This window comes from Synechococcus sp. UW179B (assembly GCF_900474245.1).
Lineage (GTDB): Bacteria > Cyanobacteriota > Cyanobacteriia > PCC-6307 > Cyanobiaceae > Synechococcus_C.
In genome coordinates, this window is sequence record NZ_UCNZ01000001.1 from 62,262 (window position 1) to 88,710 (window position 26,449).

Here is a 26,449-nt window from a genome sequence, read left to right on the forward strand (position 1 = left end):
ACGCTCAGCTAACGGCACGAAACAATTCGCTCAGCTGGCAGTGCTCTTCAACGAGTCGGAAGGCATAGGTGGCCTTCACTGTTTCGTGGAGACGCACATGTCCGAAGGCCTGTTCAATCACTTCAACCGTGGCCAGCGTGTCGTGCTCAACCTTCAGAAGGGGCACCTCCAATTCATCGGCACGATTGACCAGTTGGGGGAGAGGCTCTCCAGCGCCGGTGAGGATCAGGCACTGCGTTGAGGCCTCGAGTGCTGCCAGCTGAATATCGGTGCGATCAGCGCCTGTCACAACAGCCATGTTGCGCCGACGCCTGAAGAATTCCATTGCTGAATTCACATTCATGGCTCCGATACTCAGGGTCTCAACCAGGAGTTCGAGGCGTTCTTTGCAACAAATCACTCGCGCATCAAGACGTCTCACCAGCTCTCCAACGGTGACGCTGCGTAGAAGGGGAGATCTGGGCATCACCCCGAAGACCTTTAATCCCAGTGCCTGAAGAGCCGGCACCACGTGTTGATTCAATTCCTCGACTTCATCAGGTGTCACCGCATTCAAAACAACACCGGCTAGTCGATCGCCGAGCTGATGCTGGGCTGCGAGGAGGGCATCCACGCTGCGGCTGTCTTGCCACAGATGCACCAGAATCACTGGAGCAGACAGTCCTTCAGCGAGTTGTACGAGGCTGAGCCCATACATCAGACCCTCGTGCAGACTTCCTGCCGCTTCGAGCATGGTGAAGCTGTCTTGATCGTTTTGTAGATCTTTCAACAACATCTCGAGCCCGGTTCCCGCCTCCAAATTGCCCTGTCTCAGACGGGTGTCTGCGGTCTCTGGAGAGAGCAGATGGAGGGATGGAATCAAGCGGGTCTCGTCGAGCCCAAGGGTTGTGCCAACGAAACGCACATCGTCATCAATCAATGGATCGGGCAAAGGAGACCCTTTGGCCGTCCACTCAAGACTTGTGGCGAGTGGTTTGCCAAAGCGCACAGTCCGGCCTTCAGACAGGAGATGGCGGGCTAATCCGAGTACGAGAGCGGATTTGCCGCTGAACGGCTCACAGGATCCGATCAGCAGTGTGTTGCCCATGCAGGAGATCCCGGCGTGTTCAGCAATTTAGAGGTCAAGCCCCGTTGTGCTGTCATCGTTGGGCCGGTGAAGGTGTGAATGGTTTCGTCCAGGTTGCTTCCCCCCCCCTGATCCAAATCCCCTTTCATGGCCAAACAGGCATCTCCCTCCTCCGCTGCTCCCCTGTCCGGGCGTTGGTCCGGGCGAACAGTGGGAATCACTGGAGCGAGTGGTGCGCTGGGCCGTGCCTTAACCCAGGCTTTGATCGCAGAGGGCGCCTGGGTGATTGCTTTCAGTCATCGTCCGCGTCCCCAAGCCCAAGCGTCGCCTGATGACGCTCAAGAGTGGGTTCGTTGGTCTTGCGGAGATGAGCGTCAGCTGGAGCCCATTCTCAAAGGTGTTGATGTGCTGGTTTTGAACCACGGCATCAACCCTGGTGGTGACCAGTGCCCAGACACTCTTTCCAAAGCCCTTGAGGTGAATGCATTCAGCCATTGGCGTTTGATGCAGCAGTTCGAGACCATCGCCGATCAAGATCTCAATCGCGACCAGCCAAGGGAGCTCTGGGTCAACACGTCAGAGGCCGAGATCCAACCGGCCTTGAGCCCTGGCTATGAGTTGAGCAAGCGACTGATCGGTGAGCTGGTCAGCTCGCGTTGGAACAACCGTGACGCGGAGCAGCGTGAGGTATTACGGCTTCGCAAACTGATCCTCGGACCGTTTCGCTCCAATCTCAACCCGATTGGGGTGATGACGTCTGGTTTTGTCGCTAAGCAGGTGCTCTGGCAAGCAAGCCTTGGGGTGAACTTGATCATCGTCACCCCCAACCCTCTTACCTACCTTCTAATGCCCTCCATCGAACTGATTCGGAGGGTTTATTGCCGCGCTTTGAAGATCAATCCCCCCGATCGGTGAGGATCTCGCAACCATCAGAGGTCACCACGATGGTGTGCTCCCACTGAGCGGAAAGACTTCCATCCCTGGTGACGACGGTCCAGCGGTCTTTGAGGGTGCGGCAAGCATTGCTTCCTGCGTTGAGAATGGGCTCAACGGCGAGCGTCATTCCTGGGCGCAATTTGACATTGGGGAGAGCGTCTGTTCGGAAGTTGAACACCGATGGCTCCTCATGGAGATTCCGTCCAACTCCATGGCCGGTGTAATCCTCCACCACGCTGAAGTGATTGGCTTTGACGTGGTCTTCAACGGCTCCAGCGATGTCGAGAAGCGTATTCCCGGCACGGATCTGGGAGAGTCCAGCCATCAGTGATTCCTGAGCGACACGACTGAGCTTTCGTGCTTCTTCCGAGACGTCGCCGACGCAAACGGTGATGCAGCTATCCCCGTGGTAGCCGTCGAAATAGGCCCCCGTATCCACTTTGAGGAGGTCGCCAGCATGGATGACCCGTTTGTTGCTGGGGATGCCATGCACCACCTCGTTGTTGATGCTGGCGCAGATGCTTGCAGGGAAGCCGTGGTAACCCATGAAACTGGGGGTTGCACCCATTTCCCTGATGCGGCGCTCGGCATGGGCGTCGAGATCGCCAGTGGTCTGGCCAGGTTCAACCAGCTCCATGATCTCGCGCAAAACGGTGGCGACGATCGAACTGGCTTTCGCCATGATTTTCAGCTCGCGAGCTGACTTGATTTCCACGCCGCGTCTCTGCTGGATGCGCGGCCCTGTGGCCGTAACGGTGGAAGCTTTTGTGGAGGCGAGGAGGTCAGCGAACAAATTCATCGAGTTTCAGCGTTTCTTGTTTCAGGCCGTTAAAGCAGGCCGCAACAGCGGACGCTCCACAGACAGTCTTCCTGTCACGCTATCAATTGCAATGGAGGGATCGACGGTGGCCCGCTTGTTGGTTCGCGTACGCCAATTGCATCGCTGGGTGGCTCCTCTCGTTGTGCTCCCTTTGCTGGTCACCGTTAGTACCGGAGTGACCTATCGGTTGGCGAAGGACTGGGGGGGGTTGAGTCGTGACCAAGTCCATTGGTTGATGACGATCCATGAGGGCGAGTGGCTGGGGCCTGCCCTCGAACCAGTCGTCGTCCTGCTTAACGCGGTTGGCCTGTTGTGGATGCTGGCGACGGGTTCCTGGCTTCTTCTGCAAAACGTTCGAAGGCAGTGGATTGCGTCTCGGAAGGAGGCTGGGGGTTAAGGTGGTTGTTTGGCGTGTTACCAGGAGCTGGGATGGCAGTGGACCCAATAGAGACGTCTGTGGACGTCGCCACTGAGGCGACCAGCGGTGCAACTGCTGTTGCTGAAAAATCAACGGCGAAAGATTCGAAGAAGATGAGTGCTTCAGCACTGATTAAGGAATTCGAGGACGCTCAGTTGAAGAGTGATCTTCCTGAGATTTACGTCGGCGACACAGTGCGTGTTGGTGTTCGCATCAGCGAGGGCAATAAGGAGCGTGTCCAGCCCTATGAGGGCGTTGTGATCGCTAAGCGCCATGGAAGTCTTAATCAGACGATCACGGTGCGACGCATCTTCCAGGGCATTGGTGTTGAGCGTGTTTTTATGCTCCACAGCCCACAAGTGGCCTCAGTGAAGATTGAGCGTCGCGGTAAAGTAAGGCGTGCGAAGCTCTTTTATCTGCGGGACCGGGTGGGCAAGGCCACTCGCGTGAAGCAGCGCTTCGATCGCTGAGGCTTTCGCTTCAACGAATTAATGCCATCGTTTTTCGATGGCTGAGGGGTTCATCGCCTTGCGCCGTTAGTTCAGTTGGTAGAACGCAGGTCTCCAAAACCTGATGTCGGGGGTTCAAGTCCTCCACGGCGCGTCCGATGACCCCTTACTTGCAGTTTTCCTGATTTCGAGCATGGAGTTGGATCTTCAACCTGGTGATGTGGTCAAAGTGCTCGAATCAGCCGCTCTCGGCTGGGTTCGTGCACGAGTGATTCGCGTTAAATCCGGTGGACGAGTCGTCGTTCAAAGCGACCAAGGCCGTGAATTCACGGCTCGAGGGAATCAAGTGCGTTTGATAGAACCAGCTGGATTCCGACCCTGAGCCGCATTTTGGCTCTGGCTCATCCTTCATCCTCCCCGCAGAGGGAGGATTTTTTTTGTTTGCTTGTGCGCCTTTCTTGCGATGAGTTTGATCTCCCCTCCAGGGTGAAGTGTGTCCATCCATGGCTTGGAGTGTTTCGTGCCTCATTCTCCAATCGTTTGGTGTCGGCTTTGGCCTTTGAAGAGGCTGTGTCTCCCAGACCCTCCAATGGCAGATCACAGGGGGAAGCTCAGAAAACGTTGGTGTCCCTACGAGTGTGTTGACGGAGGGCAGGGCGGCAGTTGATACTGGCCAAGTCGCGTGAGCGGCAAAGGTCACTCTTTGTGGGCAAAGCTCCTTCCATTGAGTTCAGCCTGGGACCGTAGTTCAATCGGTTAGAGCACCGCCCTGTCACGGCGGAAGTTGCGGGTTCGAATCCCGTCGGTCCCGTTTTCATTCTTCCGGCTTAGTGACGGTTCGCGTTCGTCTGGCCCCAAGCCCCACCGGCACGCTTCATATCGGAACAGCTCGCACAGCTGTTTTTAATTGGCTGTTTGCCCGACACCAAAACGGCCAATTTTTGCTGAGAATTGAGGACACCGATAAAGAGCGATCCAAGCCAGAGTTCACACAAAATATTCTTGATGGCTTGCAATGGCTTGGCCTGGACTGGGATGAGGAACCGGTCATCCAAAGCGAGCGGATTGAATCCCATCGACAGGCGATCAGTCAATTGCTCGATCAAGGTCTTGCCTATCGCTGTTATGCCAGCGAGCAAGAATTGGATGCCATGCGTGAAGCGCAGAAGGCTTCAGGGAAGCCACCCCGGTACGACAACCGTCATCGCCATCTCAGTGCTGAACAGGAGGAGGCCTATCGGGCTGAAGGGCGAGAGGCGGTGATCCGTTTTCGCATTGATGACGAAGCCACCATTGCTTGGACCGATATGGTGCGCGGTCCGATGCAATGGCGAGGAGCGGATCTTGGCGGTGACATGGTGATCGCCAGACGCGCTCCTGCCAACACGGTTGGTGACCCCCTCTACAACCTCGTGGTCGTGGTTGATGATGCCGCTATGGCCATCAGCCACGTGATTCGAGGTGAGGATCACATTGCCAATACGGCCAAGCAACTTTTGCTGTATCAGGCGCTTGGGTTGACCTGCCCAACGTTTGCCCATACGCCCTTAATCCTCAATCCAGAGGGGAGAAAGCTGTCGAAGCGTGATGGGGTGACCTCCATTGGTGATTTTCAGGCCATGGGGTACACCGCAGAGGCCTTAGCCAATTACATGACCCTGCTCGGTTGGTCTGTACCGGAAGGAATGGAGGAACGGTTCACGCTTCGAGAAGCAGCCGACGTTTTCAGTTTTGATCGGGTGAACAAAGCAGGAGCCAAATTCGATTGGGACAAGCTCAACTGGCTCAATGCCCAGGTTTTGCATGGTTGCTCGCCTGACGAGCTTCTCGAAGTCCTTGAACCCCGCTGGCGGCAACAAGGTTGGGTTGCTAGCGATCCTGTTTGGGCCAACGACCTAGCTGTTTTGCTTGGACCGTCGCTCACCTTGATTGAAGACGGAGTGACCCAAGCCCAGCCCTTTTTTGAAGAGCCCCCCTTGGAAGAGGATGGACTGAAGCAACTGGAGCAAGCAGGAGCGCGTCCTGCCCTTCAGGCACTTCTCTCCGCTCTTGAGCTGAATCCATGGGATGGTCTCGATGTTGAGCGCGCCCAAACCTTGCTCAAAGAGGCGGCTGCCACCGCTGATGTCAAGAAGGGCGTCTTGATGAAGAGTCTTAGGGCCGCGTTGCTCGGTCGCCTGCAGGGGCCAGACCTCATCACCACTTGGGCATTACTGGCCAGACTCGGGAACGATCGGCAGCGCTTGCGTCGCTCCCTCTGACGAGGCAGACGCCGTGGGGTCAGAGTCTTCTGGCCCCTCAGCAATCAAGCCAAGAACGCGCGCCAACGGTTGCGCTGTTAGGCCTTGGATGCCAACGGTCATCAAAATTGTGAGGAAGACCAACCCTTGCAGCCGACCTGCACCCAAAATCCCAGCCTGCTCAAGGCGGATCGCAAACAATGAGGCCACCGCTGCTGTGACGATTCCTCTTGGAGCCAGCCAGGCCATAAACAATTTTTGTCGCCACACCAAGGGCAAACCGACTGTGGCCACACTCACGGCGACTGGTCGCACCACAAACATGAGCAGCAAGACACAGCTCACACCGCCCCATCCAAGCGGACTGAGCTCAGCCCAAGACACGTCTGCTGCCAATAACGGAAACAGCATGGTGATGGCGAGTGCAGCTAATTCTCGGATCAGCTCATCGAGCTGACCGGCTTCTTCGGTTGATCGACGACCGACCACGACGCCTGCGGCCACGGATGCCGGTAGCCCTGATTCAGGCAGAAGCCATTCGGCAATCCCAAACATCAGGAACAACGCCCCCAGCGTGAGCTGTAGGCGCAATCCGACGGGTTGCGAAGAATTCAGGCGTCGTAGCCCCTCAGATAAAAGCCAACCAACCGTGACCCCAATGAGCACTCCCCCTCCGAGGCGTGCCAGCAAGCCCTGGGCCAATTCACGCCAGCCGTGCAAGTCGCCTAAGGCGAGTTCCAGGAGCAGCAGGGCCAATACCGCTCCAATGGGCTCGAGCACCAGTCCTTCTGCTTCCAGCACATCTCCCAGGGGATGGGCTAAGCGGATTTGTTTCACGATCGGGGTGACCACGGTGGGCCCGGTGGCCAGCACGATGGCGCTAAAGACTGCAGCCAAGGACCATCCAAGGCCGGCGAGCCAGTGCGCAGCAAGCATTCCCGCACCAAGAGAAATGAAGATTCTCAGGACTGAGATGCGAAGCACGGTGGCTTTAATCGTGTCCCCGGGTAGACGAAGGTTGAGACCTCCGTCAAACAACACCAAGCTCACCAACAGTCCAACGATGGTTTGTAGCCCTTGCCCGAGATCGAGAGGCTCAACGAGCCCTAGGCCAGAGCGCCCAATCAGCAGCCCTGAAAGCAACAGCAAAACCACGCCATTGATATTGGATAAAGCCGCTAGCAGCCTCGCCCCTGCACCCGCAAAGACCGTGATGCCCCAAAGCAGCCCTAAACGCTCAGGCGTCATCGATCAAGGCGTATTGCGGTTCAACCCGCATTCCGATGACGGCATCTGGACGCACGACCAGAAACTCACCGTCTAGTTCACTGAGGGGAACATTCACAAAAGCCCCTTCAGCACTGGCATTAACCAGGCCTTGATACCAATCCTGGAATTGATCAAGTGACGTGAAATGCACCACTTCGGTCTGTCCGCCAGACAGGTGAAGGGAGATCCGATACCGGCGCGGAGTGCGGTTCATCTAGGAACCGTACTGCCCAGGCAACTCTCTGTACATCACGGGGAAGGTAGAGGGGGTGGCGGGGATAGCCCGCTTTGGTCAAGCCAGCCACAAAAGGGGGTGGAAGCTCTCCTCGTTGATCGCTGACGTCGCTCAACATTTTCAAGATCGCCTTATCCCGTTGCTGCAGTCCTCCGCCGACCCCCCATCCCAGCCAAAGATCCCATGCGGGCTGTTGGGCCCACCGCTGGAACCAGCTGCACAAAATCAGATCATTTTCAGCGCCGATTGGCTCGGTGCAACGGCAGAGCTGTGAGGGGGAGGGGGAGATGCGGGCAAACAAATTGAGGACCACAAGATGGTGATACCCCCAGTGGTGGGAAAAGCCTTGAAGCCGTCGCAGGGTTGGGTCGTCTCGCTGTCCATCGGCTCGCGACGGATTCAGTCCAACGAACAGCAGCACCCGCCTCTGTTCCGAGCTGTGATGCCTGGATTGAATGGGCCGATGCAGCAACCAGCGGTAAGCACCGCAAGAACTAAGGGCTGCGTCAGCTTGCCAAGAGTTCAAGGGCCGCCCCAAGAATCCTTTCACTCGCGTGGCCATCGCCAAAGGGATTCACGGCTTTCGCCATGGCGTTGTAGGCCTCGCTGTTCTCCAACAACAGGGAGGCTTCCCGGTGAATCGTGGTTGGATCCGTCCCCACCAATCGTGCTGTTCCGGCCTCAACGGCTTCGGGTCGTTCGGTGGTTTCACGCAGCACCAGAACCGGTTTCCCGAGAGCGGGTGCTTCTTCCTGCAACCCACCGGAGTCTGTGAGTAGAAGCGTGCAGCCCTTCATGGCTGCCACCAAGCGGTCGTAATCCAGAGGCTCTGTCAGCACCACGCGCGGATGCTCCCCTAGCAGGGCCTGCAGAGGTTCACGCACGGTTGGGTTGCGATGCAAAGGCAACAGCAACACGGTGTCGGGATGACTGTCGAGCACACGCAGCATTCCATCCGCGATGTTCTTGAGGCGGTCACCCCAATTTTCGCGACGGTGCACGGTCGCCAAAATCACCCTTTGCGCGTCCCAATCGATGGCGAAGTCGCTCAACGCAGGGGCGCGCTCTGACATTCGCAGCAGGGCATCAATCACCGTGTTGCCTGTAAGCAACACGCGACCAACAACCCCAGACGCTTGGAGGTTGGCTTCTGATTGCTGTGTGGGAGCAAAGTGAAGATGCGAAATCTGAGAAATCAAACGACGGTTGGCTTCTTCTGGAAAAGGATCGAGAAGATTGTCCGTACGCAGTCCGGCCTCGACGTGACCAACGGGAATTTGCTCGTAGAAAGCGGAGAGGGCTGCCGCGAAGGCCGTGGTGGTGTCTCCTTGAACCAGAACAAGCTGTGGAGGAAATGCTTGGAATTCATCTCGCAAGCCCTGCAGCGCTGCACAAGTCACGTGCGTAAGCGTTTGTCGTGGTGCCATCAGATTGAGATCGAGATCGGCACTCAGGCCAAACAAATCCATCACTTGAGACACCATCTCCCGGTGCTGACCTGTCAGCACAACTCGGGTTTCCAAGGCCTCACAGGCTCGGAATTCTTGGATCACAGGCGCCAATTTGATGGCTTCAGGCCTCGTGCCCAAGACGATTGTCACGCGTGGCAGGCGAGCCATAACCATCCAGATTGTGGATTAATCCTACGGGCGATCTGCCCGGGAAGTCTTGGCATCAACTTGCCAGATGACGAACCATCGCGAAGCTGCATACAGCACACACCATCAGCATGAGTCAGCCCGTTTTTCCTCCTGGCATCCCAGCGCGGCCTACATCCACCACGTCCTCCACATCTCCACCCCCACCCCCTCTTCCACCTCCTGCACCAGCTCCGCCGTCATCCGCGTCGCCATCCCCGTCCTTGGAGCAGATCGTTCGCATCGCTCATGAACAGGGGCATTCCGATGTTCACCTTGGGATTGGGGAGAGTCCACGGTTTCGAGCCCGCGGCGAGATCATTCGCTCTGATTGGCCTCCCACCCAACCCAGTGAGTTTCAGGACTGGCTCAGAGAATTGCTCACTCCACAGCAGATCGACCACTTCAGACAGGGCAAAGAGTTCGACGGGGCGCATGCTTTTTCTTTTGTGAGGGTGCGCATCAATTTGTTTGATGCACTGCGGGGCGCGGCGATGGTGTTGCGCCTCATCCCTCAGACAATCCTTTCTCTGGACGACCTCAAGCTGCCGCCCGTTCTGCAAGAGCTTTGCGCTCGTCCGAAAGGATTGTTGCTTGTTACTGGCCCTACCGGCTCAGGTAAAAGCACCACTCTGGCAGCCATGATTGATTGGATTAATCGCAATCAAAGCAGGCATATCCTCACGATTGAAGATCCCATTGAATTTGTGCATGAAAGCCAGAAGTCGTTAATCCGACAGCGAGAAGTAGGGCGTCATACGCTCCAGTTTCATCATGCGTTGAGAGCGGCGCTACGAGAAGATCCAGATGTGATTTTGATTGGGGAAATTCGTGACAAAGAAACGCTAATTACGGCGATGGAAGCGGCTCAGACTGGGCATCTTGTGTTTGGGACCTTGCACACGAACTCGGCGGTTAAAACCGTTGAACGTGTCCTTGGCATGTACCAACCTGAAGAACAAGAAAGTGTTAGGCAGTCTTTTGCAGAATCATTATTGGGGATTATTTCTCAGGGATTAATTAAGAGTGCTGGTGGTAAGCGTGCCGCCTATCACGATCTAATGATTAATACGGATGCCTGTAAGGATTATATTAAAAAAGGTGCCCTCGATGATGTTGAAGACATCATGCGCAGAAGTGATTTCGATGGAATGATGACAGCGAATCAGTCTTTGCAGCGACTTGTGGAGTCTGGCCAAGTTGAAGCTGAGCAGGCGGTTGCTGTGAGTCCTCGTCCGAATGAACTCACGCAGGCGTTAAGAGGTCGGAGTTGAGGTTTTTCAGGCTGCGTTGTTAAACATCCGAACAATCAAAAGTGTTGCCATGCCGATCGAAAGCCCGAGCATGGCAAGACGTCCATTCCAGATTTCAGCCTGAGGGGTAAATCCTCGCTTCCAAGCATTCAATTCGACCGGATCGATGGGCTCTGCCACAACTTTCTGTTGGAGATCAGTGTTAGGAGCCATCAGAAGGATCTCGTGGGACGCCACCTTAAGAGAATAATTTTAAAAAGGGGTTGATGAGCCATACAGGCTTAATGCTTTCTCTAATGGCCATCGCGCTGAGACACCGAGCTCCAGAGAGCTGGGTTCCACGCCTTTTGAGAGTCGACGCAATGCCGCGACGGCAACCATCGCTGCGTTGTCCGTGCAATAGGCCAAAGGCGCGATGTGCACGGACACCCCCTTGCTCTGCCCGGCGCTTTGCATTTGAGAACGCAGCCGCTGGTTGGCGGCAACGCCGCCAACCATGACCAAATGATCAATCCCCTGCTCGAGGCAGCAGCGCAGGCTTCTCTCCACCAACACATCGGCCACGATCTGTTCAAAGCTGGCGGCCAGATCAGCAAGAGGAAGATCCTCAGACTCTCGCTTCAACGCTTCCACATGCCGAAGCACGGCAGTTTTCAAACCGCTGAATGAAAAGTCGTAGGGGTAGAAGCCTCCTCCTGGCTTGGAGACGCGCCCTTTTGGTAGCCGAAATCGTTTGGGATCTCCCTCCAGGGCGATGGCCTGAATCGCGGGACCGCCGGGGTAGCCCAGTCCCATCAGTCGAGCCACTTTGTCGAAGGCTTCGCCGGCCGCATCGTCATGGCTGCGTCCCAGGCGTTTCATGTCTCCATCGAGATCCACGCGAATGAGTTCCGTGTGCCCGCCACTTACGAGCAGCACCAGATAAGGAGCCCGTGGTGGGTGTTCTGCCAGGAACACCGAAGCCAGGTGTGCTTCGAGATGGTGAACGGCCAGGAACGGCTTCTGATGCAGGGCCGCCAGTGTCCGCCCGGTGATCGAGCCCACCATCAGGGCTCCTACAAGGCCAGGTGCGACGGTCGCCGCGATGGCATCAAGGTCGGCAGCAACTAGATCCGCGTCTTTTAAGGCCTGTTCCACGAGGACAGGGAGCGCTTCTACATGCCGGCGCGAGGCAATCTCAGGAACAACCCCACCCCATTGCGCGTGCTCCTCCACCTGGGAGGCGATGCCCTGGGACAACACCGTGAGCTGGTCGCCCTCCTGACGAAGCACCGCCGCGGCTGACTCGTCACAACTTGTTTCGAGGGCAAGCACTATGGGCATGAAGTTGGAGGGGGCTCCCCTACTGTCCGGTTGTGACATCCTGCCGCTTTGGGGCAGGCTCAACAGGAACCGTTCCGATGCGTCGTCTCTTCGCCTTTGCGCTCTCGGCCCTGCTGGTGTTCGGCTTTGCCCCCGTCGCCAAGGCTGATGTAGCGGGTCTGACCCCTTGCGCCGAAAGTGCCCGTTTTCAGCAGCGTGCAAGCGCTGCCGCCACGCCTCAAGCTAAGGCTCGCTTCGAGATGTATAGCGAGGCCGTTTGTGGTGAAGATGGGCTGCCTCACTTGATCGTGGATGGCCGTTGGAGCCATGCCGGTGACTTCGTCTTCCCAGGCCTGATGTTCCTTTACATCACTGGTTGTATTGGCTGGGCGGGTCGTGAGTACCTCAAAGGCACTCGCGGTACCAAGGAGCAGTACATGAAAGAGATTCAGATTGATGTCTCTCTTGCCATCAAGTCCTTGCTGGCCTCAGCTACATGGCCGATCGCTGCTTTCGGTGAATTCACAAGTGGCAAATTGCTTGAAAGCGACGACAAGGTGACCATCTCTCCTCGCTGAACTCGCACCCCGAAGTCCTTCTCTTTCTCACGATGAAGAAATTTCTTACTACTGCACCAGTCGTTGCCGCGATTTGGTTCACGCTCACCGCCGGAATTCTGATCGAGTGGAATCGTTTTTTCCCTGATCTCCTCTTCCACCCCATGGGCTGATCGTTCCGATCTTTTCGGCCGATTCTTTCGTCCGAATTCTTTTGGCGGATTCTTTCGTCCACAAGATCATCAAAAAAGGGGGCCCTTGGGACCCCTTTTTTTATTGGGAGACGGTCAAGTTCATCTGTTTCTCTAACGCGGCTAAAGCTGTTTCAAGATCGTCGTTGACGATCACTGCATCGAATTCTGTTTGAGCTGCTAACTCTTCTTTCGCTCGCTTGAGACGTCGCTGGATCGCCTCTTCTGCTTCCGTTCCGCGACCGCGAATCCGATTCTCAAGCTCTTCAATACTTGGGGGTGCGAGGAAGATTTGCATGGCTTCCGGCAAGCTATTTCGAACCTGCCTGGCCCCCTCCAATTCAATTTCAAGAAGCACGGGAATTCCCTTCGCGACGCGCTCGCTGACGGGTTGCCGAGGTGTGCCGTAGCAGTTTCCAGCGAATTCAGCCCACTCCAGCAATCCACCGCTTTGAACGAGTTCGTTGAACCGTTCTTTGGAGTGGAAAAAATAGTGAATTCCCTCGCGTTCCCCCGTGCGTGGAGAGCGCGTGGTGGCGGACACTGAGAGCCATAGTTCTGGATGACGTTCTCTCAGGCGGGCGACCAAGGTGCCCTTCCCTACGCCGCTGGGGCCGGTGAGCACCGTGGGCCTGGCGATTGATCCAGCAGGAGCCATACGTTGCTTGAGACTGCATCGCAGGGTAGGAAGGCTTCCTGTTCAGCCTGTTTTTCAGGCAATCCATGGCCAGCCAAAGTCCGCAAGTGATGGATCTCACCAGCCTGAGGGCTGTGCTGGCGGATTTACGTGCCCGGTTGCTACCGAGCCGATTTGAGAAGGCGCAACAGCCTGATCCTCAGACGCTTCAGCTCGGATTTCGCACCCTGCGAGGAATGATTTGGTTGGAACTGAGCTGGAAAGCAGAGGTTCCCCGGTTGGTTGAAATCGCGCCGCCACCGAAGCAGGGTGCAGGAAGCACGCTGGCGCAACAGATCCAACATGGGCTCCGCCAACTGGCCTTGACGGAGCTCTATCAGGAAGGGTTTGAACGGGTCGTGCAATTTCAGTTGGCGCCTCGACCTGGACAGCCTCCTCAGCGCACCTTGGTGCTCGAACTGATGGGGCGCCATAGCAATTTGTTGTTGCTCGATGAGCGGCAACGCATCACGGCGATTGCGCGTCAGGTCCGCTCGCATCAGTCGAGAATTAGGCCGATTGGTACGGGAGATGTTTATAGCCCTCCTCCGGCCCTTCAAGGCATGGCTCCCCGGCTGGATGAGCCTCAGCAGCGCTGGAGAGAGCGCTTAAAGCTGTTGCCGCTAAGCCTGGAAAAGGCGATGCGCAGTGCTTACCAGGGCATTAGTCCGGTGCTGGCGAAGCATCTGGCTGACCAGCACGACGATGCAGCCAAAGCGCGATTGGCGACAAGTGTTCATGCGCTGAGCGAGCAGGAGTGGCAGCTGTTGTACCAGCGTTGGCAGTGCTGGTTGAAGGCGCTGGAGACCGGCGCGTTTGAGCTGCAGTTTGATGGGCCCAATTCCTATCGCGTTTGGAATCCTGGCTCTGCATCGTTATCCGAAGGGACGTCGTTAGAGAAGTGTTCAACGGGTGGGGAGCCCCTCAGCCTTCGTTTGGGTCAGTACTACGCCACCGTTCTCCAGCGTCAGAACTTGAATCGCGCCACGCAGGATTTGCAAAAGCAGCTCAAGCAGTTAAGGACCCGTGAGGAGGCTCTTTTGGCCGACCAGAGGGCTGGTTTAGAGGAGACGGGCGGTGCCGATGACTTGCAACAGCAGGGAGATGCGTTGTTGTGCCAGGTGAGTCCGAATCGGGAGACCATCGATCGCGCGCAGAAGTTGTATGGCAGAGCGCGAAAACTGAGACGGGCGGTGCCAGCGCTGGAAGAACGGCTGCAGCATCACCAAAGCCGCTTGGTCTTGCTCGAGGGCAGTGAAAGCTTTCTAGAAGAGCTCATTGGTGCGGATTGGGATGGGTTAGAGGCGCGCACGAAAAGCCTTCTTGATCTGCGAGAAGAGTTGGATGATCTGTTGGCTCCAAAACGGCTTCGCCGCCGCCGCCGTCAGGGATCGCGTCGCGTGGACCCCCAGCCCCTCGAGATCCGCAGCCCCGCAGGCTTGCTGATTCAAGTGGGCCGAAACCATCGTCAAAACGACTGGATCAGCCTCCGGCGGGCACGACCTGGTGACCTTTGGTTTCATGCCCAGGAATGTCCAGGTAGTCACGTTGTGTTGAAGGCTTCAGCTGGTTTTGCGGACGACGACGACGTCAGCCTTGCGGCTGACCTGGCGGCATGGTTTAGCCGCGCGCGGGGAAATCGCCGGGTTGCTGTGGTGAAAGCCCCGGTCGAGCATCTTCAACGGATTGCTGGTGCAGCGCTGGGAACGGTGCAACACAAAGATGGTGAGGTTGTCTGGGCTGAGCCAGATCGAGCCAGACAGCAACTTATCGCCGGCAAGCTCTTAGCCTGAGTACACCCACGTGCAGTCGGACTGATCCCTTCCGAGCCGAACGAAAAAACAGTGCTTCCCGCTCCCGAGCCGATCCGGGTGACCCCTCGGCCTGACCAGCTTCCACCCAACGATGTGGAGATGTCCCTGGTCGATCACCTGGAGGAGCTCCGTCAGCGCGTTTTTCGCAGCCTGATTGCGATTGTGATGGGTGCTTTGGCTTGCCTTGTTGCGGTGAAACCGTTGGTAAGGATCTTGGAGGAACCTGCGGGATCGATCCGATTTCTTCAGTTGGCGCCAGGAGAATTCCTGTTCGTTTCGTTCAAGGTTGCCGGTTACGCAGGACTCACCTTGGCGATTCCTTACGTCTTGTATCAAGGCTTGGCTTTCGTTTTGCCCGGTCTCACGCGCAATGAGCGTCGACTCATCGCTCCCGCTGTGGCGGGCTCAGCGGTGCTGTTTTTTGCAGGAATTGCTTTTTCCTGGTGGGCGCTGATCCCAGCGGCCCTTGGCTTTTTGGTGAGCTACGGGGCTGATGTGGTGGAGCCGATTTGGTCGATCGAGCGCTACCTCGATTTTGTGCTTCTGCTGATGCTCTCCACTGGATTGGCTTTTCAGTTGCCTGTTCTGCAGCTACTGCTTGGCTTGTTTGGGTTGGTCCGTTGGAAGCGGATGCTCTCGGCCTGGCGTTGGGTCGTGTTGCTGGCAGCGCTGGCCGGCGCCGTTTTGACGCCATCCACCGATCCGATCACGATGTCGCTGCTAGCCGGTGCGATCTCAGGCCTGTTCTTCATTGGCGTCGCTCTCGTGGCGGCCGTGGAACGGTTCAAACCAGAAACTCCTCCAGACGCCCCTCCCCCTGCAGCTGCAGGCTGAGGGCTTTGCCCAGTCGAGGACGGTCCCGTGTGTCGTTTAACCACGAACGCACGTCGCCTGCCTGGCCTAAGCGATTCACCACGTCCAGCACTTGGGCTAGATGGGTGCGGTACTCCTCCTCGTCTAAGGGGAAGGATTGCTGCTCCAGATAGGCCCACATCACTTGGAGGTACATCCGCTTTCGCCTTACAACGACTTGCATGTCGTAGCTGGCTTGCCAGCGCTTCCGCAGCAGGTCAACCACCTCGTCGACCGTTAATGGAGGGATGGATTGTTCCAAGGGTGGGTCTACAAGCACGGAAACGGCTGAGTGGATCATCTAAAAGCCCAGTCGTTGCAAAGCGTGACGGGACCTTTACCCTCCATAATGGACCTCATTCAGTGTTGCTTGAGCGTCAGCCATGACTCAGATGCCAGCTAGTGATGTGCCCGGTATGGGCCGTCGGCAGTTCATGAATCTGCTGACCTTCGGATCCGTCACAGGCGTGGCCCTGGGGGCGCTTTATCCGGTGGCGAACTACTTCATCCCGCCCAGGGCTGCCGGGGGCGGTGGTGGAACCAGCGCCAAAGACGAGCTCGGAAATGCAGTCACCGCGAGCGGCTGGTTGAGTGGCCACGCAGAGGGTGATCGCAGTCTTGTCCAAGGCTTGAAAGGTGACCCCACCTACTTGATCGTGGAAGGCCCTGATGCGATCGGGAGCTACGGCATCAACGCCATTTGCACCCACCTGGGTTGTGTTGTCCCCTGGAACAGCGGCGCCAACAAATTCATGTGCCCTTGCCACGGCAGTCAGTACGACGCCACAGGCAAGGTGGTTCGCGGCCCAGCGCCTCTGTCATTGGCCTTGGCCAATGTCAGCGTCGACAACGACAACGTGTTTGTCAGTCAGTGGACTGAAACCGATTTCCGGACGGGCGAAAAGCCCTGGTGGTCCTGATCAGCCCCTTCTCTTTGCTGTCTCTTTCCTCCCTCGCTTTCCCATGCGTCGCCTGCTCTCCTCCACATTTGCCGCACTGATCGTCGGTCTTGCTGTCTTCAGCGCACCCGCTGCAAGTTGGGCCTATCCCTTCTGGGCACAACAAAATTACGATTCTCCCCGGGAGGCCACCGGCAAGATCGTTTGTGCGAATTGCCACTTGGCCCAAAAGCTCACTCAGGCAGAAGTGCCTCAGTCCGTTCTGCCTGACAGCGTCTTCAAGGCCGTTGTCAAGATCCCTTACGACACGGGCGTTCAAGAGCTTGGTGCTGATGGCAGTCAGGTCCCCCTTCAGGTGGGAGCTGTTGTGATGCTTCCTGATGGCTTCACGCTCGCTCCTCAGGATCGCTGGACCGATGAGATCAAGGAGGAAACAGAGGGTGTTTATTTCACCGAGTACAGCGATGACCAACCCAATGTGATTTTGGTGGGTCCCATTCCTGGTGATGAGCACCAGGAGATTGTCTTCCCTGTGCTGGCTCCTGACCCCGCGACGGACAGCAGCATCAGTTTTGGTAAGTACTCCATTCACGTTGGTGGAAACCGTGGCCGCGGCCAGGTGTACCCAACAGGTGAGAAGAGCAACAACACCATCTATACGGCGCCGGCTTCTGGCTCTGTTACTTCCATTGAGCCTGGCGACAATGGGGCCAGCGTGGTCACTGTGAAGTCCGCTGATGGCGCTGAAATCACAGAGACCATTCCAGTGGGTCCCACCCTGCAGGTCTCTGTGGGAGATGTGGTTGAAGCTGGAGCCCCGATCACGAACGATCCCAATGTTGGTGGATTCGGTCAGCTCGATACCGAAGTCGTTCTTCAGAATCCTGTTCGTATCTACGGGATGCTTGCCTTCTTCGCAGCGGTTGCTTTGGCTCAGATCATGCTGGTTCTTAAAAAGAGGCAGATTGAGAAAGTTCAAGCTGCTGAAGGCGTCTGATCAAGGTGATCATTCCCGCTGTCTTCACATCACCTGGGCCCGTGCTTTTTCAGCTCGGGCCTCTTACTTTGCGCTGGTACGGCCTGCTTATTGCCCTGGCCGTACTGATTGGCCTCAATTTATCGAGCTGGTTGGCTAAGCAGAGAAATCTCGAATCGGGATTGATTAGCGACCTTTTGCCGATCCTTGTGTTGGCGGCCATCATCGGCGCGCGTTTTTACTATGTCGCCTTTGAATGGCGCTCCTATCAAAATTCTTGGTGGGACGTGTTTGCGATTTGGCAAGGGGGTATTGCAATCCATGGAGCATTGATTGGAGGCACGATCTCTGTGATTTTGTTCTGTCGTTGGCGGAAAGTTTCCTTTTGGGACCTGCTCGATGTTTTGGTTCCATCAGTCATTCTTGGCCAAACAATCGGACGCTGGGGAAATTTTTTCAATTCAGAAGCCTTTGGGGTTCCAACCCAATTGCCTTGGAAATTGTTCATTCCTTATTCAAGCCGTCCGCCAATATTTGCCGATTCAGAATTTTTTCATCCCACATTCCTTTACGAATCAATTTGGAATCTGGCGATTTTTATTTTGCTGATGACGCTATTTCAATGGGGGAAGAGCGGACGGATTCCACTTCCATCAGGCGCTTTGAGTTGCATGTATCTGCTCTGCTACAGCCTTGGCCGTGTGTGGATTGAAGGCCTGCGCATTGATCCGCTCTGCTTGGGAGGCGTTCCTCCGTTTTGTGATGGAGGCTTGAGGATTGCTCAGTTGATGAGCCTCTCATTGCTGCTGCTTGCGGGCTTTGGTTTGTTTTGGCTATACGGGAAACGAAAGTCATTGCCTGATCCAGGCTTACGCACACCAGGTACTTCATGACCACAGTGTCGATTGTCGGTGCAGGGCCCGGAGCTCCTGATCTCCTTACGCGCCGTGCGGAGAATCGCTTGCAATCTGCTCAGGTTTTGATCTGGACAGATTCGTTGGTGTCGCCTCAGATCGCGGCCTTAGCCCCTGATCATTGCGAAAAGATCCGGAGTAGCACCCTCACGCTTGAAGACGTGCTTCCACTGATGATTGATCGAGCGAAGAAGGGCCTCCAGGTTGTGCGTCTTCATGATGGTGATCCCTGCCTATATGGAGCTCTTTCAGAGCAAATTTGTGGTTTAAACGACGCTGGTATTGCTGTCGATGTGGTTCCGGGCATCAGCGCTTATCAGGCGACCGCTTCGGCCTTAGGGGCTGAACTCACGATCCCTGGTCTTGTCCAGACCATTGTTCTTGGGAGGGCCGGTGGACGCACGGGGGTTCCGGAAACGGAGAGTTTGGAGAATCTCGCCCGCCTCAAAGCATCGCTCTGTCTGTATCTGAGTGCTCGCCATGTTGAAGAGGTGCAAGCAACATTGTTGAAGCATTATTCGCCTGATACACCGGTTGCTATTGGTCACCGTGTGAGTTGGCCTGATGAATGGTTGCAAGTCGTCCCATTGGATCGCATGGCAGCGATCTCTCGCGAGCAAAATCTGATCCGCACCACTCTTTATGTCGTGAGTCCAGCGCTAAAGGCAGGACGGCAGCGCTCCAAGCTTTACTCGCCAGATCATGATCACCTGTTTCGCCCTACTCATTAAGTATCAGGCTTACCCGTTGTGGTTTAAGATTTGCATTCGGGGCGATTAGCACAGTGGTAGCGCACTTCCTTCACACGGAAGGGGTCACTGGTTCGAATCCAGTATCGCCCATTTCAACCTTTTAATTTCAAAATTACCTCACTCATTGATTGGGTGAACAATTGATCTGGCTGACAGTTTGGCGAAACGCAACTAAAATTTTTAAACGGTGAATCCATTGAATGGCTGAGGTTAGGGAAGATATCGATCATTCAGATTTCCGTCAGGACGAACTTGTCTCACTGGGCCGTGTCTTAAAGGAAGAGCGGGAAAGGCAAGGGATAACGTGCCAAGCCTTTGCCGATTCGCTGCGCATGGGCAAAGAGCAGCTTGAAGCTTTAGAGAATGGGGATCGCGACAATCTTCCAGAACCCGTTTTTATTTGCGGAATGCTGCGGCGAGTCGCGCAGAAATTGGGATTGGATCCCGGTCCTCTGGTTCAACAATTCCAAGCTCAGCTCCGTGAGACGAAGGGGGCGCCAGCAAAGCGTGGCAGTTACGAACGCTCCGGCTCTGCCGATGCACCCCAGGGCCAGCAGGACGATGCACAGATGGGTCGCTGGATCAGGAATGCAGCCATTCCTTTGCTTCTCGTTGGGGTAACAGCGATCAGCGCTATTGCTTTTCGCGGCAACCGTCAGCAACCAGCATCAGTGAGCAGCGAGGCAGCAACGGAACAACCTGTGCCTCAGCCGATGGCAGCGAGTGACAACAGTTCAGCTGTGGACGTGGCTGTTGGCATCGATAACAACACTCCAGGATCCGTCGCCCTTGATAGTTCACAACCGAGCTGGGTCTCCGTCCGCAATGGGAGTGGAGAGGTGATCTTTGAGGGCACTCTGAGCGAACTCAAACGGTTTGAGGGCGATCAGGGGCTTGAAGTCTTCGCGGGACGACCCGATTTGGTTCGGTTGCGCTACGGGGATGGCTCACCGAGGGCCTTGGGCAACATCGATCAGTTGCGTTGGTATCCCCTTACCCCTGAACCTTGAGCTTGAGGTTCAATCCGGTGACCTCCTTCAAAATGGGGGCACAGCTTTCCAAGCTCCACTGCTCCACACTCAGATTCTGATCAGCCTGTTCGCCGACGAGCTCCAGGACTAGATCTTCGTTTTGGACGTGGACCTGCAAGGTTTTGACCACCGGCTCTGGACGTCGATCGAGGGCAACCGCCAGCCTGAGCAGTAAGGCCATCTCTGAGACGGTGCGTCGATTTTCACGGCTTTGCAGCGCTTGCCAGGATTCATGCCTCTTTTTGGGAAGGCTGCGGCGGTGATAACGCGCGATGGCAGCCACCATTAAGTGCTCCGCTTCTGAATAGCCAAGCAGTTCTCCATGGCGAATCAGATACCAGGAGTGCTTGTGATAAGCGCTGAGATTGATGTGTTGCCCGCAGGCGTGAAGCATCGCGGCAGCCCAAAGCAAGTCTCGGCCTGAGCCATCATCACGGTGGAGATGGTCTTTGGTGTTGTCATAAAGAGTGAGGGCATGGGAGGCCACACGCTCGGCTCGCGCTTGATTCACGGCAAAACGCTGCACCTGGTGGATCACGGTGCGCTGTCGGATGCTGCTTTGAAAGCTGAAACGGTCTTCCAGAAGGCCGTGACGCAACATCCAATCAACGATCAGGCCTTCGCGAAGCGCTCGCTCACTCAGAACCAGCTCTTTCGCTCCCAACATCTGCATGCTGGTTTGAAGAATCAAGGCCCCTGGAACGATGATTTCTGCGCGCCGATCATTGATGGGTGACAACCCTTTGCGTTGCTCCGGTGTCATCACCACCAAGCGATCAACCACCCGGTCGAGCCGTTGTTTGCTGACGCGATAACCGTGCAGCTTCAGCGGTGGACGATCCTCCTCACTGGCGGCTAGGGCTCCGATGGCCATTGCGGTGCCACTGGTGGCCACCATCACGGGTGTTTCTTCAGGGGTGATCCTGCGCAGCACTTTGTTGACGGCAGGTTCTAGAGACCCTTGGATGAAGGCTTCCAGGAAGGTTCGACGCTGCCGGGGCATCGGGTCATCTTGGATGAAATCACGCTGGAGTCGTACCGCGCCAACCCTTGTACTGGTAAGTGCTCGAGCATCACGACCGTCCGCAAGAATCAACTCTGTGGAGCCGCCTCCGATGTCCAGCACAAGATGCGGACAGTCTCCAAAAGGCATGCCTGAGAGCACCCCTAGGTAGATCAAGCGGGCTTCTTCTGGGCCACTCACGAGATCAACTTCGAGCTCGAGCTGCTCTTGAATCGCTTGCAAAAAGTCCCGACCATTCGGGGCCTCTCGCACCGCGCTGGTGGCTGCGGTCACGATCTGTTCAACCTGATGACTCAGGGCGAGCTCGCGAAAGCGACGAAGCGCTTCGAGCCCGCGTTCAATGGCGGCCTCGGAGAGATTGCCGGTTTCGGGGTCTCGTTCCCCCAACCGTGTGGTGGATTTCTCCGCTAACTCGATGCTGAAGGTTCGCAGCTCAGGATCGACAGAGGCCACCAAGAGGTGGGTGGAATTGGTGCCGATATCGATTGCGGCAATCTTCCGCAAGGCTCGACCGTTTTGAAAGCTCGGCCCTGCTGTCACTTCACGCACCGCGCTGAAAGCCTTACCACTCTGCCTCAAGCAGACAGCGAGAAGCTCTGTTTAAGGTTCCCAAGCCGGAGTTCTTTTGTCAGTCAGCTCCGCTAAGCGCATGTTGTTTCGTCAAACCCTGGCTCCATGGGTGGCCCTGTTGCGTTGGAACAAACCCAGCGGAAGACTGATTTTGCTGATCCCAGCCGGCTGGAGTCTCTGGCTCACGCCGAATGCCCCGCCCTCTCCAGCCCTTGTGCTTTTGATCGTGCTCGGCGGCCTGGCGGTGAGTGGAGCGGGTTGCATCGCCAATGATTTATGGGATCGACGCATCGACCGCTTTGTGGAACGCACGAAGCAGCGTCCGCTTGCGCAAGGAAGTTTGAGCGTTGTCCAGGCCGTTGTTGTGTTGATCGTGCTGTTGATCATCAGTTTGAGCGTGGTGCTGAGCTTGCCGGCTTCCGTGCGCAACCTTTGCCTTGTGTTGGCGTGTTTCGCCCTGCCGCCGATCTTGATCTACCCCTCTGCCAAGCGTTGGTTCGCCTACCCCCAGGCAGTCCTGGCCTTGTGCTGGGGCTTCGCGGTGTTGATCCCTTGGGCCGCTCAAACCGGCGATCTCAATGGCGGTTGGCCCTTGGCAGGTTGTTGGCTTGCCACCCTGCTGTGGACCTTCTCCTTTGACACGGTGTATGCGATGGCGGATCGTCCGGATGACGCCCGGATGGCGTTAAACAGCAGCGCACTGAGCCTCGGTCCGTCCGTCTTGCGCGTCGTGGGGATCACCTATGCGCTCTCGATGCTGGCCCTGGCTGTTGCCGCCGCCTTTGCCGGAATCGGAGTTATTTTCTGGCCGTTCTGGCTGGTGGTGGCCTTTGGGATGCAACGTGCAACGCGAGCCCTCAAAAGTGTCCAGCAACAATCCATGTATGTGTATGGCCTTCATTTCAGTCAGCAGGTGCGCTTGGGCGCGTTGCTGTTGTTGGGTCTCGTTCTCGGGCGGCTGGGCTGATGCACAGCACAGACGGCTCAGACGTGTTGCTTTCCCCTCTTCAACGGGGAGATGAGGTGGCGGTGGTGGCCGCCAGCTCTGCGCTTGACAACACAGACAACCTTTGGCGGGGGATCTCGATTCTGGACAGCTGGGGATTGCGAATCCGTCCGGATGTCATCAGCCAACGGCGCTGGGGCTATCTGGCGGGACGGGATGAGGAACGTCGTCGTGATTTTCAAGCGGTTCCCAATGCCGCCCTCTTGGCCTGTGCACGCGGCGGCTGGGGAGCAGCCAGACTTTTGGAGCAGCCTTTCGCTTGGCAGCCTGGATGGTTGCTGGGCTTCTCGGATGTGACCGCACTGCTCTGCGCTCGTATGGCGGCTGGTGTGTGCGGGGGCGTCCATGGGCCCTTAATCACAACCCTCGCCGATGAACCCGAGTGGAGTCAGCAGCGTTTGCATGATCTGCTCTTTGGCCACGCCCTGCCGGATCTTCAAGGGGTTCCCTGGCGGGGAGGCGTGGCTGTTGGCCCGTTATTGACCCTGAATTTAACGGTGGCGTCCCATTTGATCGGGAGCCCTTTCCTTCCGGATCTGCGTGGTGTTGTGTTGGTGATTGAAGACATCGGCGAAGCTCCCTATCGCCTTGATCGCATGCTCACGCAGTGGCGATTAGCAGGTCTGCTCCAATCGCTCGCCGGTCTTGGCTTCGGTCGATTTCTGGATTGCGATGACGCCTCCGACTCTGCTGGCTTCAGCTTGGAAGAGGTGTTGCGAGAGCGCAGCGATGATTTAGGGATTCCTGTGGTGGGGAACCTGCTGGTGGGGCATGGTCCGGGGGGAAATGCAGCCTTGCCGGTGGGCGCGATCGCGACCCTCGATGGAGATCAGGGGGTCTTGCGCGTGGGCGCTAACCCTGGCGTTCGGCCAGCACGGCTGCAGCCACAGTGAGATCAAAAGGGGTGGTCACTTTGATGTTGGAGGGACCAGCATCAAGCACGTTGACTGGCCATCCCAAACGCTCATAAAGGGAGGCGTCATCGGTAACAGTCCAGCCATTCGCTCGGGCTTCGCGATGACCCTGTCGGAGTTCATCCACTGAAAAAGCTTGCGGAGTCTGGGCCGCCCACAGCTCTGCCCGATTTGGGGTTGCTGTGATCAAGCCTGATTCGTCGACCTTTTTGATCGTGTCGGTGACAGGGGTCGCCGCAATCACAGCCTGGCCGCCGCGAACGGCTTCTGCGCAGCGGTTAAACAGGTCGGGAGTGGCCAGACAGCGGGCCCCGTCATGGATGAGCACATGCTTGGCTGCGGTTGGCAGGCCGGCCAGCCCTCGTTCCACTGACTCTTGACGACTGTCTCCGCCGGCAATCCAAACGACGGGTTTGGGAGCGCCTCCCACGAGATCGAGAATCTCGGACCGGTCAATCTCCTGACCAATGATTCCGATCCAATGGATCGTCTTAGCTGCGAGGGCTGCCTGCAGCGTCCATGCCAGCACGGGTTGTCCAGACAGCGGCAGCAGCAGCTTGTTGCGGGTCGCTCCCATCCGCCGCCCACTACCAGCGGCTGCGATCAACAGATGCATAAGCGACTCCTGTTCCCAGCAACCTGAAACGGCCTCCATACAATCAGCTCGCACCCTTTGTGCTGTTGTTTCATGCGCGTTCTCGTTTTAAGCCCAGGAACAGCTCAACAGCAGCTTGAGCGTATGCCTGCCATAGCAGCCTGTGCCAACGCGCTTGGAGCTTCGATTCAGGTGGCCTGTTCCCCTGCTCACCGATCGCTGTGGACGTTGCTGCCCTCGGTTGAAAAAATCATTCCCTTTGATTTTTCTGCAGCTCAAACCATGGCCGATTGGGCCAATCTCCTTGGCTGCGTCCGAGAACCTGATTTCCAGGTATGCCTCAATTTTGCGGACGGACGTCAGGTCAACCTGATGCTGTCCATGAGCCATATTCCGACGCGGGTTGCAGAGGCTGGATTTGCCTCTACTGCTACAGCGAGCCAGGCTGAGGGCTGGAGTGCGCAGCGCCTCTCTGGATATCTGGCTCCGCTTGGTCTCAGCTTGGATGCCGCAGCCTTTCGGATCAGTTTGCCTGCTGCGCTGATGAGCCAGGCTCGCGAACGGCAGCCGCAGGGAGATGGTCCTCTCTTAATGCTTCAACCAACGGCCATGGCGGGAGACTGGCCCTCAGAACGCTGGAAACAATTACCGCTCACGATCAAAGCCAAGCTTCCTGGGTTGCGAACCATCCATCTCGGAGATGAGAGCTCGCTTTCCGAGAGAGCCGCGCAGATTGCCTGTGCCGACGTGGTGTTGACCAGTTGTCCTGTGACCAGTCTGTTGGCAACATTTTGCGGGGTTCCGTTGGTGGCCCTCGGACTGGCTGACGATCAACTGCCAGAGCGGGATGTGATTCGGCATCTCGGCAATGACGATCTCCGCTCACTCTCAGAAGCGGATGTGTTGGAGGCGATGGGCTTCGGATGAAGAAGCCACGACGGAGGTCGCAACAACGCCGTCGGCTTCAGCCCTATTCCGTTCAGTTTTATCGGCCTCAGCTACGCCAGCTGGCCAGGCCATGGCTTTTACCCGTCCTAGCCCTCGCCATCGTGATCATGGGCGGTGCGATTGGTTATCGGATCACGGAGGGGTGGGACTGGGGTGATTGCTTGTGGATGGTGCTGATCACGATCAGCACCATCGGTTATGGAGAAGTGGAGCCCCTCTCCCAGGCCGGACGGCTGGTGACCGTTTTGATCGTGGCTGGGGGCATCGTGGTGGTGCAGCTCTCGATTCAAAAGATTCTCGGCCTGACAGAATCCGGATACTTCCGTCAGTTGCGGGAGTTGAGGTTTCGCCGAAACCTACGGCGTATGCATAACCATGTGATTCTTTGCGGGTATGGCCGCATTGGCCGGGAGATTGCTGAACAGCTGCTCTTGGAAACCGTTCCTGTGCTTGTTGTGGAGTTGGATTCTGCTCGCCGTCTGGCGGCAGAGGAGCGTGGTTTGCCTGTGCTCCAGGCCGATGCCACCCTCGATGAAACGCTCCTAGAGGCTGGACTTCATCGTTGTCGAAGCCTGGTGGCGGCCTTGCCTAGCGATGCTGCCAATCTGTACGTCACGCTCAGCGCTCGAGGTTTGGAGCCTGGATGCCGGCTCATTGCTCGGGCCGATAGCGAAGAAGCGGCAGCCAAGCTTGAACTGGCGGGAGCCACGGTTGTGGTGAGTCCCTATGTCGCTGGGGGCAGGGTGATGGCAGCAACAGCGCTGAGGCCTTTGGCTGTGGACTTTATGGATATGTTGTCTGGATCGGAATTTGAAATTGAAGAATTTCGGTTAAGTCGTGATCCCTTGCTTGTGGGTCACTTAGCCAGCAAGAGCTTGTCGGAGCTCCAGCTCGGTCGGCGCAGTGGGGCCATGGTGCTGGCCATCCGTGACGGGAGCGCATTAAAGGGAAATCCCAGCGGGGAAGAACGGCTTGGCCCTGGTCAACTTCTTGTGGTGATGGGCAGCCAGAAGCAATTGGAGTTATTCCGCAATCTGCTGGGTGATGCCATCGACACGATTGAGACCATGCGGGGCGTCTAGCTGGCTTTGATGGCTGAAAGGGC

General features: G+C 56.8%; 32 protein-coding genes and 3 tRNA genes. 22 read left to right on the forward strand and 13 right to left on the reverse strand.

What is annotated here, in order from left to right:
• Positions 1 to 4: 4 nt before the first annotated feature.
• Positions 5 to 1,087, reverse strand: a complete 1,083-nt coding sequence (locus DXY38_RS00340; protein WP_115070002.1) for a phosphotransacetylase family protein — start codon at positions 1,085 to 1,087, stop codon at positions 5 to 7.
• A 126-nt stretch (positions 1,088 to 1,213) separates the two neighbouring features.
• Between DXY38_RS00340 and DXY38_RS00345 the strand changes: the two genes are divergently transcribed.
• Positions 1,214 to 1,981, forward strand: coding sequence for an SDR family oxidoreductase (locus tag DXY38_RS00345; RefSeq protein WP_115070003.1), 768 nt, complete (start codon positions 1,214 to 1,216; stop codon positions 1,979 to 1,981).
• Here the strand turns inward: DXY38_RS00345 and map are convergent.
• Positions 1,962 to 2,801 carry a type I methionyl aminopeptidase gene (gene map / locus DXY38_RS00350; protein ID WP_115070004.1) on the reverse strand — a complete coding sequence of 280 codons (840 nt, stop codon included), beginning with the start codon at positions 2,799 to 2,801 and terminating at the stop codon, positions 1,962 to 1,964. The genes DXY38_RS00345 and map overlap by 20 nt on opposite strands.
• 91 nt (positions 2,802 to 2,892) lie before the next feature.
• On the opposite strand from map, the gene DXY38_RS00355 reads away from it, so the two are divergent.
• The 6 genes from DXY38_RS00355 (at position 2,893) to gltX (ending at position 5,950) form a co-directional block, all read left to right on the forward strand.
• Positions 2,893 to 3,219 (forward strand): hypothetical protein, encoded by a 327-nt coding sequence (locus tag DXY38_RS00355; RefSeq protein ID WP_038013893.1) that lies wholly within the window; start codon positions 2,893 to 2,895, stop codon positions 3,217 to 3,219.
• 32 nt (positions 3,220 to 3,251) lie between these two features.
• Positions 3,252 to 3,710 carry a 50S ribosomal protein L19 gene (rplS, locus tag DXY38_RS00360; RefSeq protein WP_006853542.1) on the forward strand — a complete coding sequence of 153 codons (459 nt, stop codon included), beginning with the start codon at positions 3,252 to 3,254 and terminating at the stop codon, positions 3,708 to 3,710.
• Positions 3,711 to 3,770: 60 nt separating this feature from the next.
• Positions 3,771 to 3,843, forward strand: a tRNA-Trp gene (locus DXY38_RS00365).
• A gap of 39 nt (positions 3,844 to 3,882) precedes the next feature.
• A complete protein-coding gene (locus DXY38_RS00370; RefSeq protein WP_006043540.1) occupies positions 3,883 to 4,071 on the forward strand; it encodes a hyperconserved protein Hcp in 189 nt (62 codons plus the stop codon).
• A gap of 355 nt (positions 4,072 to 4,426) precedes the next feature.
• Positions 4,427 to 4,500, forward strand: a tRNA-Asp gene (locus DXY38_RS00380).
• A 19-nt stretch (positions 4,501 to 4,519) separates the two neighbouring features.
• Positions 4,520 to 5,950 (forward strand): glutamate--tRNA ligase, encoded by a 1,431-nt coding sequence (gltX, locus tag DXY38_RS00385; RefSeq protein WP_115070006.1) that lies wholly within the window; start codon positions 4,520 to 4,522, stop codon positions 5,948 to 5,950.
• On the opposite strand, the gene DXY38_RS00390 is transcribed toward gltX, so the two are convergent.
• The 5 genes from DXY38_RS00390 to DXY38_RS13905 form a co-directional block, all read right to left on the reverse strand.
• A complete protein-coding gene (locus DXY38_RS00390; protein WP_115070007.1) occupies positions 5,900 to 7,177 on the reverse strand; it encodes a sodium:proton antiporter in 1,278 nt (425 codons plus the stop codon). The genes gltX and DXY38_RS00390 overlap by 51 nt on opposite strands.
• A complete protein-coding gene (locus tag DXY38_RS00395; protein ID WP_038013478.1) occupies positions 7,167 to 7,412 on the reverse strand; it encodes a hypothetical protein in 246 nt (81 codons plus the stop codon). The genes DXY38_RS00390 and DXY38_RS00395 overlap by 11 nt, the downstream gene beginning before the upstream one ends.
• Positions 7,330 to 7,959, reverse strand: a complete 630-nt coding sequence (locus DXY38_RS00400) for a DUF1643 domain-containing protein (RefSeq protein ID WP_244278935.1) — start codon at positions 7,957 to 7,959, stop codon at positions 7,330 to 7,332. The genes DXY38_RS00395 and DXY38_RS00400 overlap by 83 nt, the downstream gene beginning before the upstream one ends.
• Positions 7,940 to 9,052, reverse strand: coding sequence for a non-hydrolyzing UDP-N-acetylglucosamine 2-epimerase (gene wecB, locus DXY38_RS00405; RefSeq protein ID WP_115070009.1), 1,113 nt, complete (start codon positions 9,050 to 9,052; stop codon positions 7,940 to 7,942). Before wecB ends, DXY38_RS00400 begins: the two co-directional genes overlap by 20 nt.
• 115 nt (positions 9,053 to 9,167) lie before the next feature.
• Complete coding sequence (locus DXY38_RS13905; protein ID WP_244278936.1) at positions 9,168 to 9,314, reverse strand: hypothetical protein; 147 nt, start codon at positions 9,312 to 9,314, stop codon at positions 9,168 to 9,170.
• Between DXY38_RS13905 and DXY38_RS00410 the strand changes: the two genes are divergently transcribed.
• Positions 9,295 to 10,344: a type IV pilus twitching motility protein PilT gene (locus DXY38_RS00410; protein WP_244278937.1), complete on the forward strand. Its 1,050-nt coding sequence runs from the start codon at positions 9,295 to 9,297 to the stop codon at positions 10,342 to 10,344. The two genes, DXY38_RS13905 and DXY38_RS00410, sit on opposite strands and share 20 nt — an antisense overlap.
• 6 nt (positions 10,345 to 10,350) lie before the next feature.
• Here DXY38_RS00410 and DXY38_RS00415 read toward each other — a convergent pair whose 3' ends face one another.
• Positions 10,351 to 10,536, reverse strand: coding sequence for a chlorophyll a/b-binding protein (locus DXY38_RS00415; RefSeq protein WP_006853535.1), 186 nt, complete (start codon positions 10,534 to 10,536; stop codon positions 10,351 to 10,353).
• A 39-nt stretch (positions 10,537 to 10,575) separates the two neighbouring features.
• On the reverse strand, positions 10,576 to 11,646 hold the full coding sequence (gene tsaD, locus DXY38_RS00420) for a tRNA (adenosine(37)-N6)-threonylcarbamoyltransferase complex transferase subunit TsaD (RefSeq protein WP_115070074.1): 1,071 nt from the start codon (positions 11,644 to 11,646) through the stop codon (positions 10,576 to 10,578).
• Between the two features lie 77 nt (positions 11,647 to 11,723).
• Between tsaD and DXY38_RS00425 the strand changes: the two genes are divergently transcribed.
• Entirely contained in the window at positions 11,724 to 12,203 is a 480-nt protein-coding gene (locus tag DXY38_RS00425) for a Photosystem I reaction center subunit III (RefSeq protein ID WP_115070011.1), read from the forward strand.
• Between the two features lie 32 nt (positions 12,204 to 12,235).
• Positions 12,236 to 12,355: a photosystem I reaction center subunit IX gene (gene psaJ, locus DXY38_RS00430; RefSeq protein WP_011620067.1), complete on the forward strand. Its 120-nt coding sequence runs from the start codon at positions 12,236 to 12,238 to the stop codon at positions 12,353 to 12,355.
• Between the two features lie 100 nt (positions 12,356 to 12,455).
• Here the strand turns inward: psaJ and gmk are convergent, their stop codons facing one another.
• The gene (gmk, locus tag DXY38_RS00435) at positions 12,456 to 13,031 is read right to left on the reverse strand and encodes a guanylate kinase (RefSeq protein ID WP_115070012.1); all 576 of its coding nucleotides are present in this window, start codon (positions 13,029 to 13,031) and stop codon (positions 12,456 to 12,458) included.
• 65 nt (positions 13,032 to 13,096) lie between these two features.
• Between gmk and DXY38_RS00440 the strand changes: the two genes are divergently transcribed.
• Positions 13,097 to 14,842 carry an NFACT family protein gene (locus DXY38_RS00440; protein WP_115070013.1) on the forward strand — a complete coding sequence of 582 codons (1,746 nt, stop codon included), beginning with the start codon at positions 13,097 to 13,099 and terminating at the stop codon, positions 14,840 to 14,842.
• A gap of 120 nt (positions 14,843 to 14,962) precedes the next feature.
• Positions 14,963 to 15,697, forward strand: a complete 735-nt coding sequence (gene tatC / locus DXY38_RS00445) for a twin-arginine translocase subunit TatC (protein WP_115070075.1) — start codon at positions 14,963 to 14,965, stop codon at positions 15,695 to 15,697.
• Here the strand turns inward: tatC and DXY38_RS00450 are convergent.
• A complete protein-coding gene (locus DXY38_RS00450) occupies positions 15,648 to 16,016 on the reverse strand; it encodes a DUF3067 family protein (protein ID WP_006853528.1) in 369 nt (122 codons plus the stop codon). The genes tatC and DXY38_RS00450 overlap by 50 nt on opposite strands.
• Before the next feature lie 82 nt (positions 16,017 to 16,098).
• On the opposite strand from DXY38_RS00450, the gene petC reads away from it, so the two are divergent.
• From petC to DXY38_RS00480, 6 genes are all read left to right on the forward strand, one after another.
• Positions 16,099 to 16,635, forward strand: a complete 537-nt coding sequence (gene petC, locus DXY38_RS00455) for a cytochrome b6-f complex iron-sulfur subunit (RefSeq protein ID WP_006853527.1) — start codon at positions 16,099 to 16,101, stop codon at positions 16,633 to 16,635.
• A gap of 43 nt (positions 16,636 to 16,678) precedes the next feature.
• Positions 16,679 to 17,611, forward strand: a complete 933-nt coding sequence (petA, locus tag DXY38_RS00460) for a cytochrome f (RefSeq protein WP_115070014.1) — start codon at positions 16,679 to 16,681, stop codon at positions 17,609 to 17,611.
• Between the two features lie 5 nt (positions 17,612 to 17,616).
• Positions 17,617 to 18,483, forward strand: coding sequence for a prolipoprotein diacylglyceryl transferase (lgt, locus tag DXY38_RS00465; RefSeq protein ID WP_115070015.1), 867 nt, complete (start codon positions 17,617 to 17,619; stop codon positions 18,481 to 18,483).
• On the forward strand, positions 18,480 to 19,235 hold the full coding sequence (gene cobM / locus DXY38_RS00470; protein ID WP_115070016.1) for a precorrin-4 C(11)-methyltransferase: 756 nt from the start codon (positions 18,480 to 18,482) through the stop codon (positions 19,233 to 19,235). The genes lgt and cobM overlap by 4 nt, the downstream gene beginning before the upstream one ends.
• 39 nt (positions 19,236 to 19,274) lie before the next feature.
• A tRNA-Val gene (locus DXY38_RS00475) sits at positions 19,275 to 19,346 on the forward strand.
• Between the two features lie 110 nt (positions 19,347 to 19,456).
• On the forward strand, positions 19,457 to 20,266 hold the full coding sequence (locus tag DXY38_RS00480; RefSeq protein ID WP_115070017.1) for a helix-turn-helix domain-containing protein: 810 nt from the start codon (positions 19,457 to 19,459) through the stop codon (positions 20,264 to 20,266).
• On the opposite strand, the gene DXY38_RS00485 is transcribed toward DXY38_RS00480, so the two are convergent.
• Complete coding sequence (locus tag DXY38_RS00485; RefSeq protein ID WP_115070018.1) at positions 20,250 to 21,860, reverse strand: Ppx/GppA phosphatase family protein; 1,611 nt, start codon at positions 21,858 to 21,860, stop codon at positions 20,250 to 20,252. The two genes, DXY38_RS00480 and DXY38_RS00485, sit on opposite strands and share 17 nt — an antisense overlap.
• Before the next feature lie 100 nt (positions 21,861 to 21,960).
• Here DXY38_RS00485 and DXY38_RS00490 point away from each other — a divergent pair, with 100 nt between their 5' ends.
• Entirely contained in the window at positions 21,961 to 22,848 is an 888-nt protein-coding gene (locus tag DXY38_RS00490) for a 4-hydroxybenzoate polyprenyltransferase (protein ID WP_115070019.1), read from the forward strand.
• The gene (locus DXY38_RS00495; RefSeq protein ID WP_115070020.1) at positions 22,848 to 23,780 is read left to right on the forward strand and encodes an LD-carboxypeptidase; all 933 of its coding nucleotides are present in this window, start codon (positions 22,848 to 22,850) and stop codon (positions 23,778 to 23,780) included. Before DXY38_RS00490 ends, DXY38_RS00495 begins: the two co-directional genes overlap by 1 nt.
• On the opposite strand, the gene ispD is transcribed toward DXY38_RS00495, so the two are convergent.
• Complete coding sequence (gene ispD, locus DXY38_RS00500; protein WP_115070076.1) at positions 23,740 to 24,417, reverse strand: 2-C-methyl-D-erythritol 4-phosphate cytidylyltransferase; 678 nt, start codon at positions 24,415 to 24,417, stop codon at positions 23,740 to 23,742. The genes DXY38_RS00495 and ispD overlap by 41 nt on opposite strands.
• Before the next feature lie 72 nt (positions 24,418 to 24,489).
• Between ispD and DXY38_RS00505 the strand changes: the two genes are divergently transcribed.
• Together DXY38_RS00505 and DXY38_RS00510 are read left to right on the forward strand one after the other, a co-directional pair.
• Entirely contained in the window at positions 24,490 to 25,323 is an 834-nt protein-coding gene (locus DXY38_RS00505) for a glycosyltransferase family 9 protein (RefSeq protein ID WP_115070021.1), read from the forward strand.
• Entirely contained in the window at positions 25,320 to 26,426 is a 1,107-nt protein-coding gene (locus tag DXY38_RS00510; protein WP_170952806.1) for a TrkA family potassium uptake protein, read from the forward strand. The genes DXY38_RS00505 and DXY38_RS00510 overlap by 4 nt, the downstream gene beginning before the upstream one ends.
• The last annotated feature ends 23 nt before the right edge of the window (positions 26,427 to 26,449 follow it).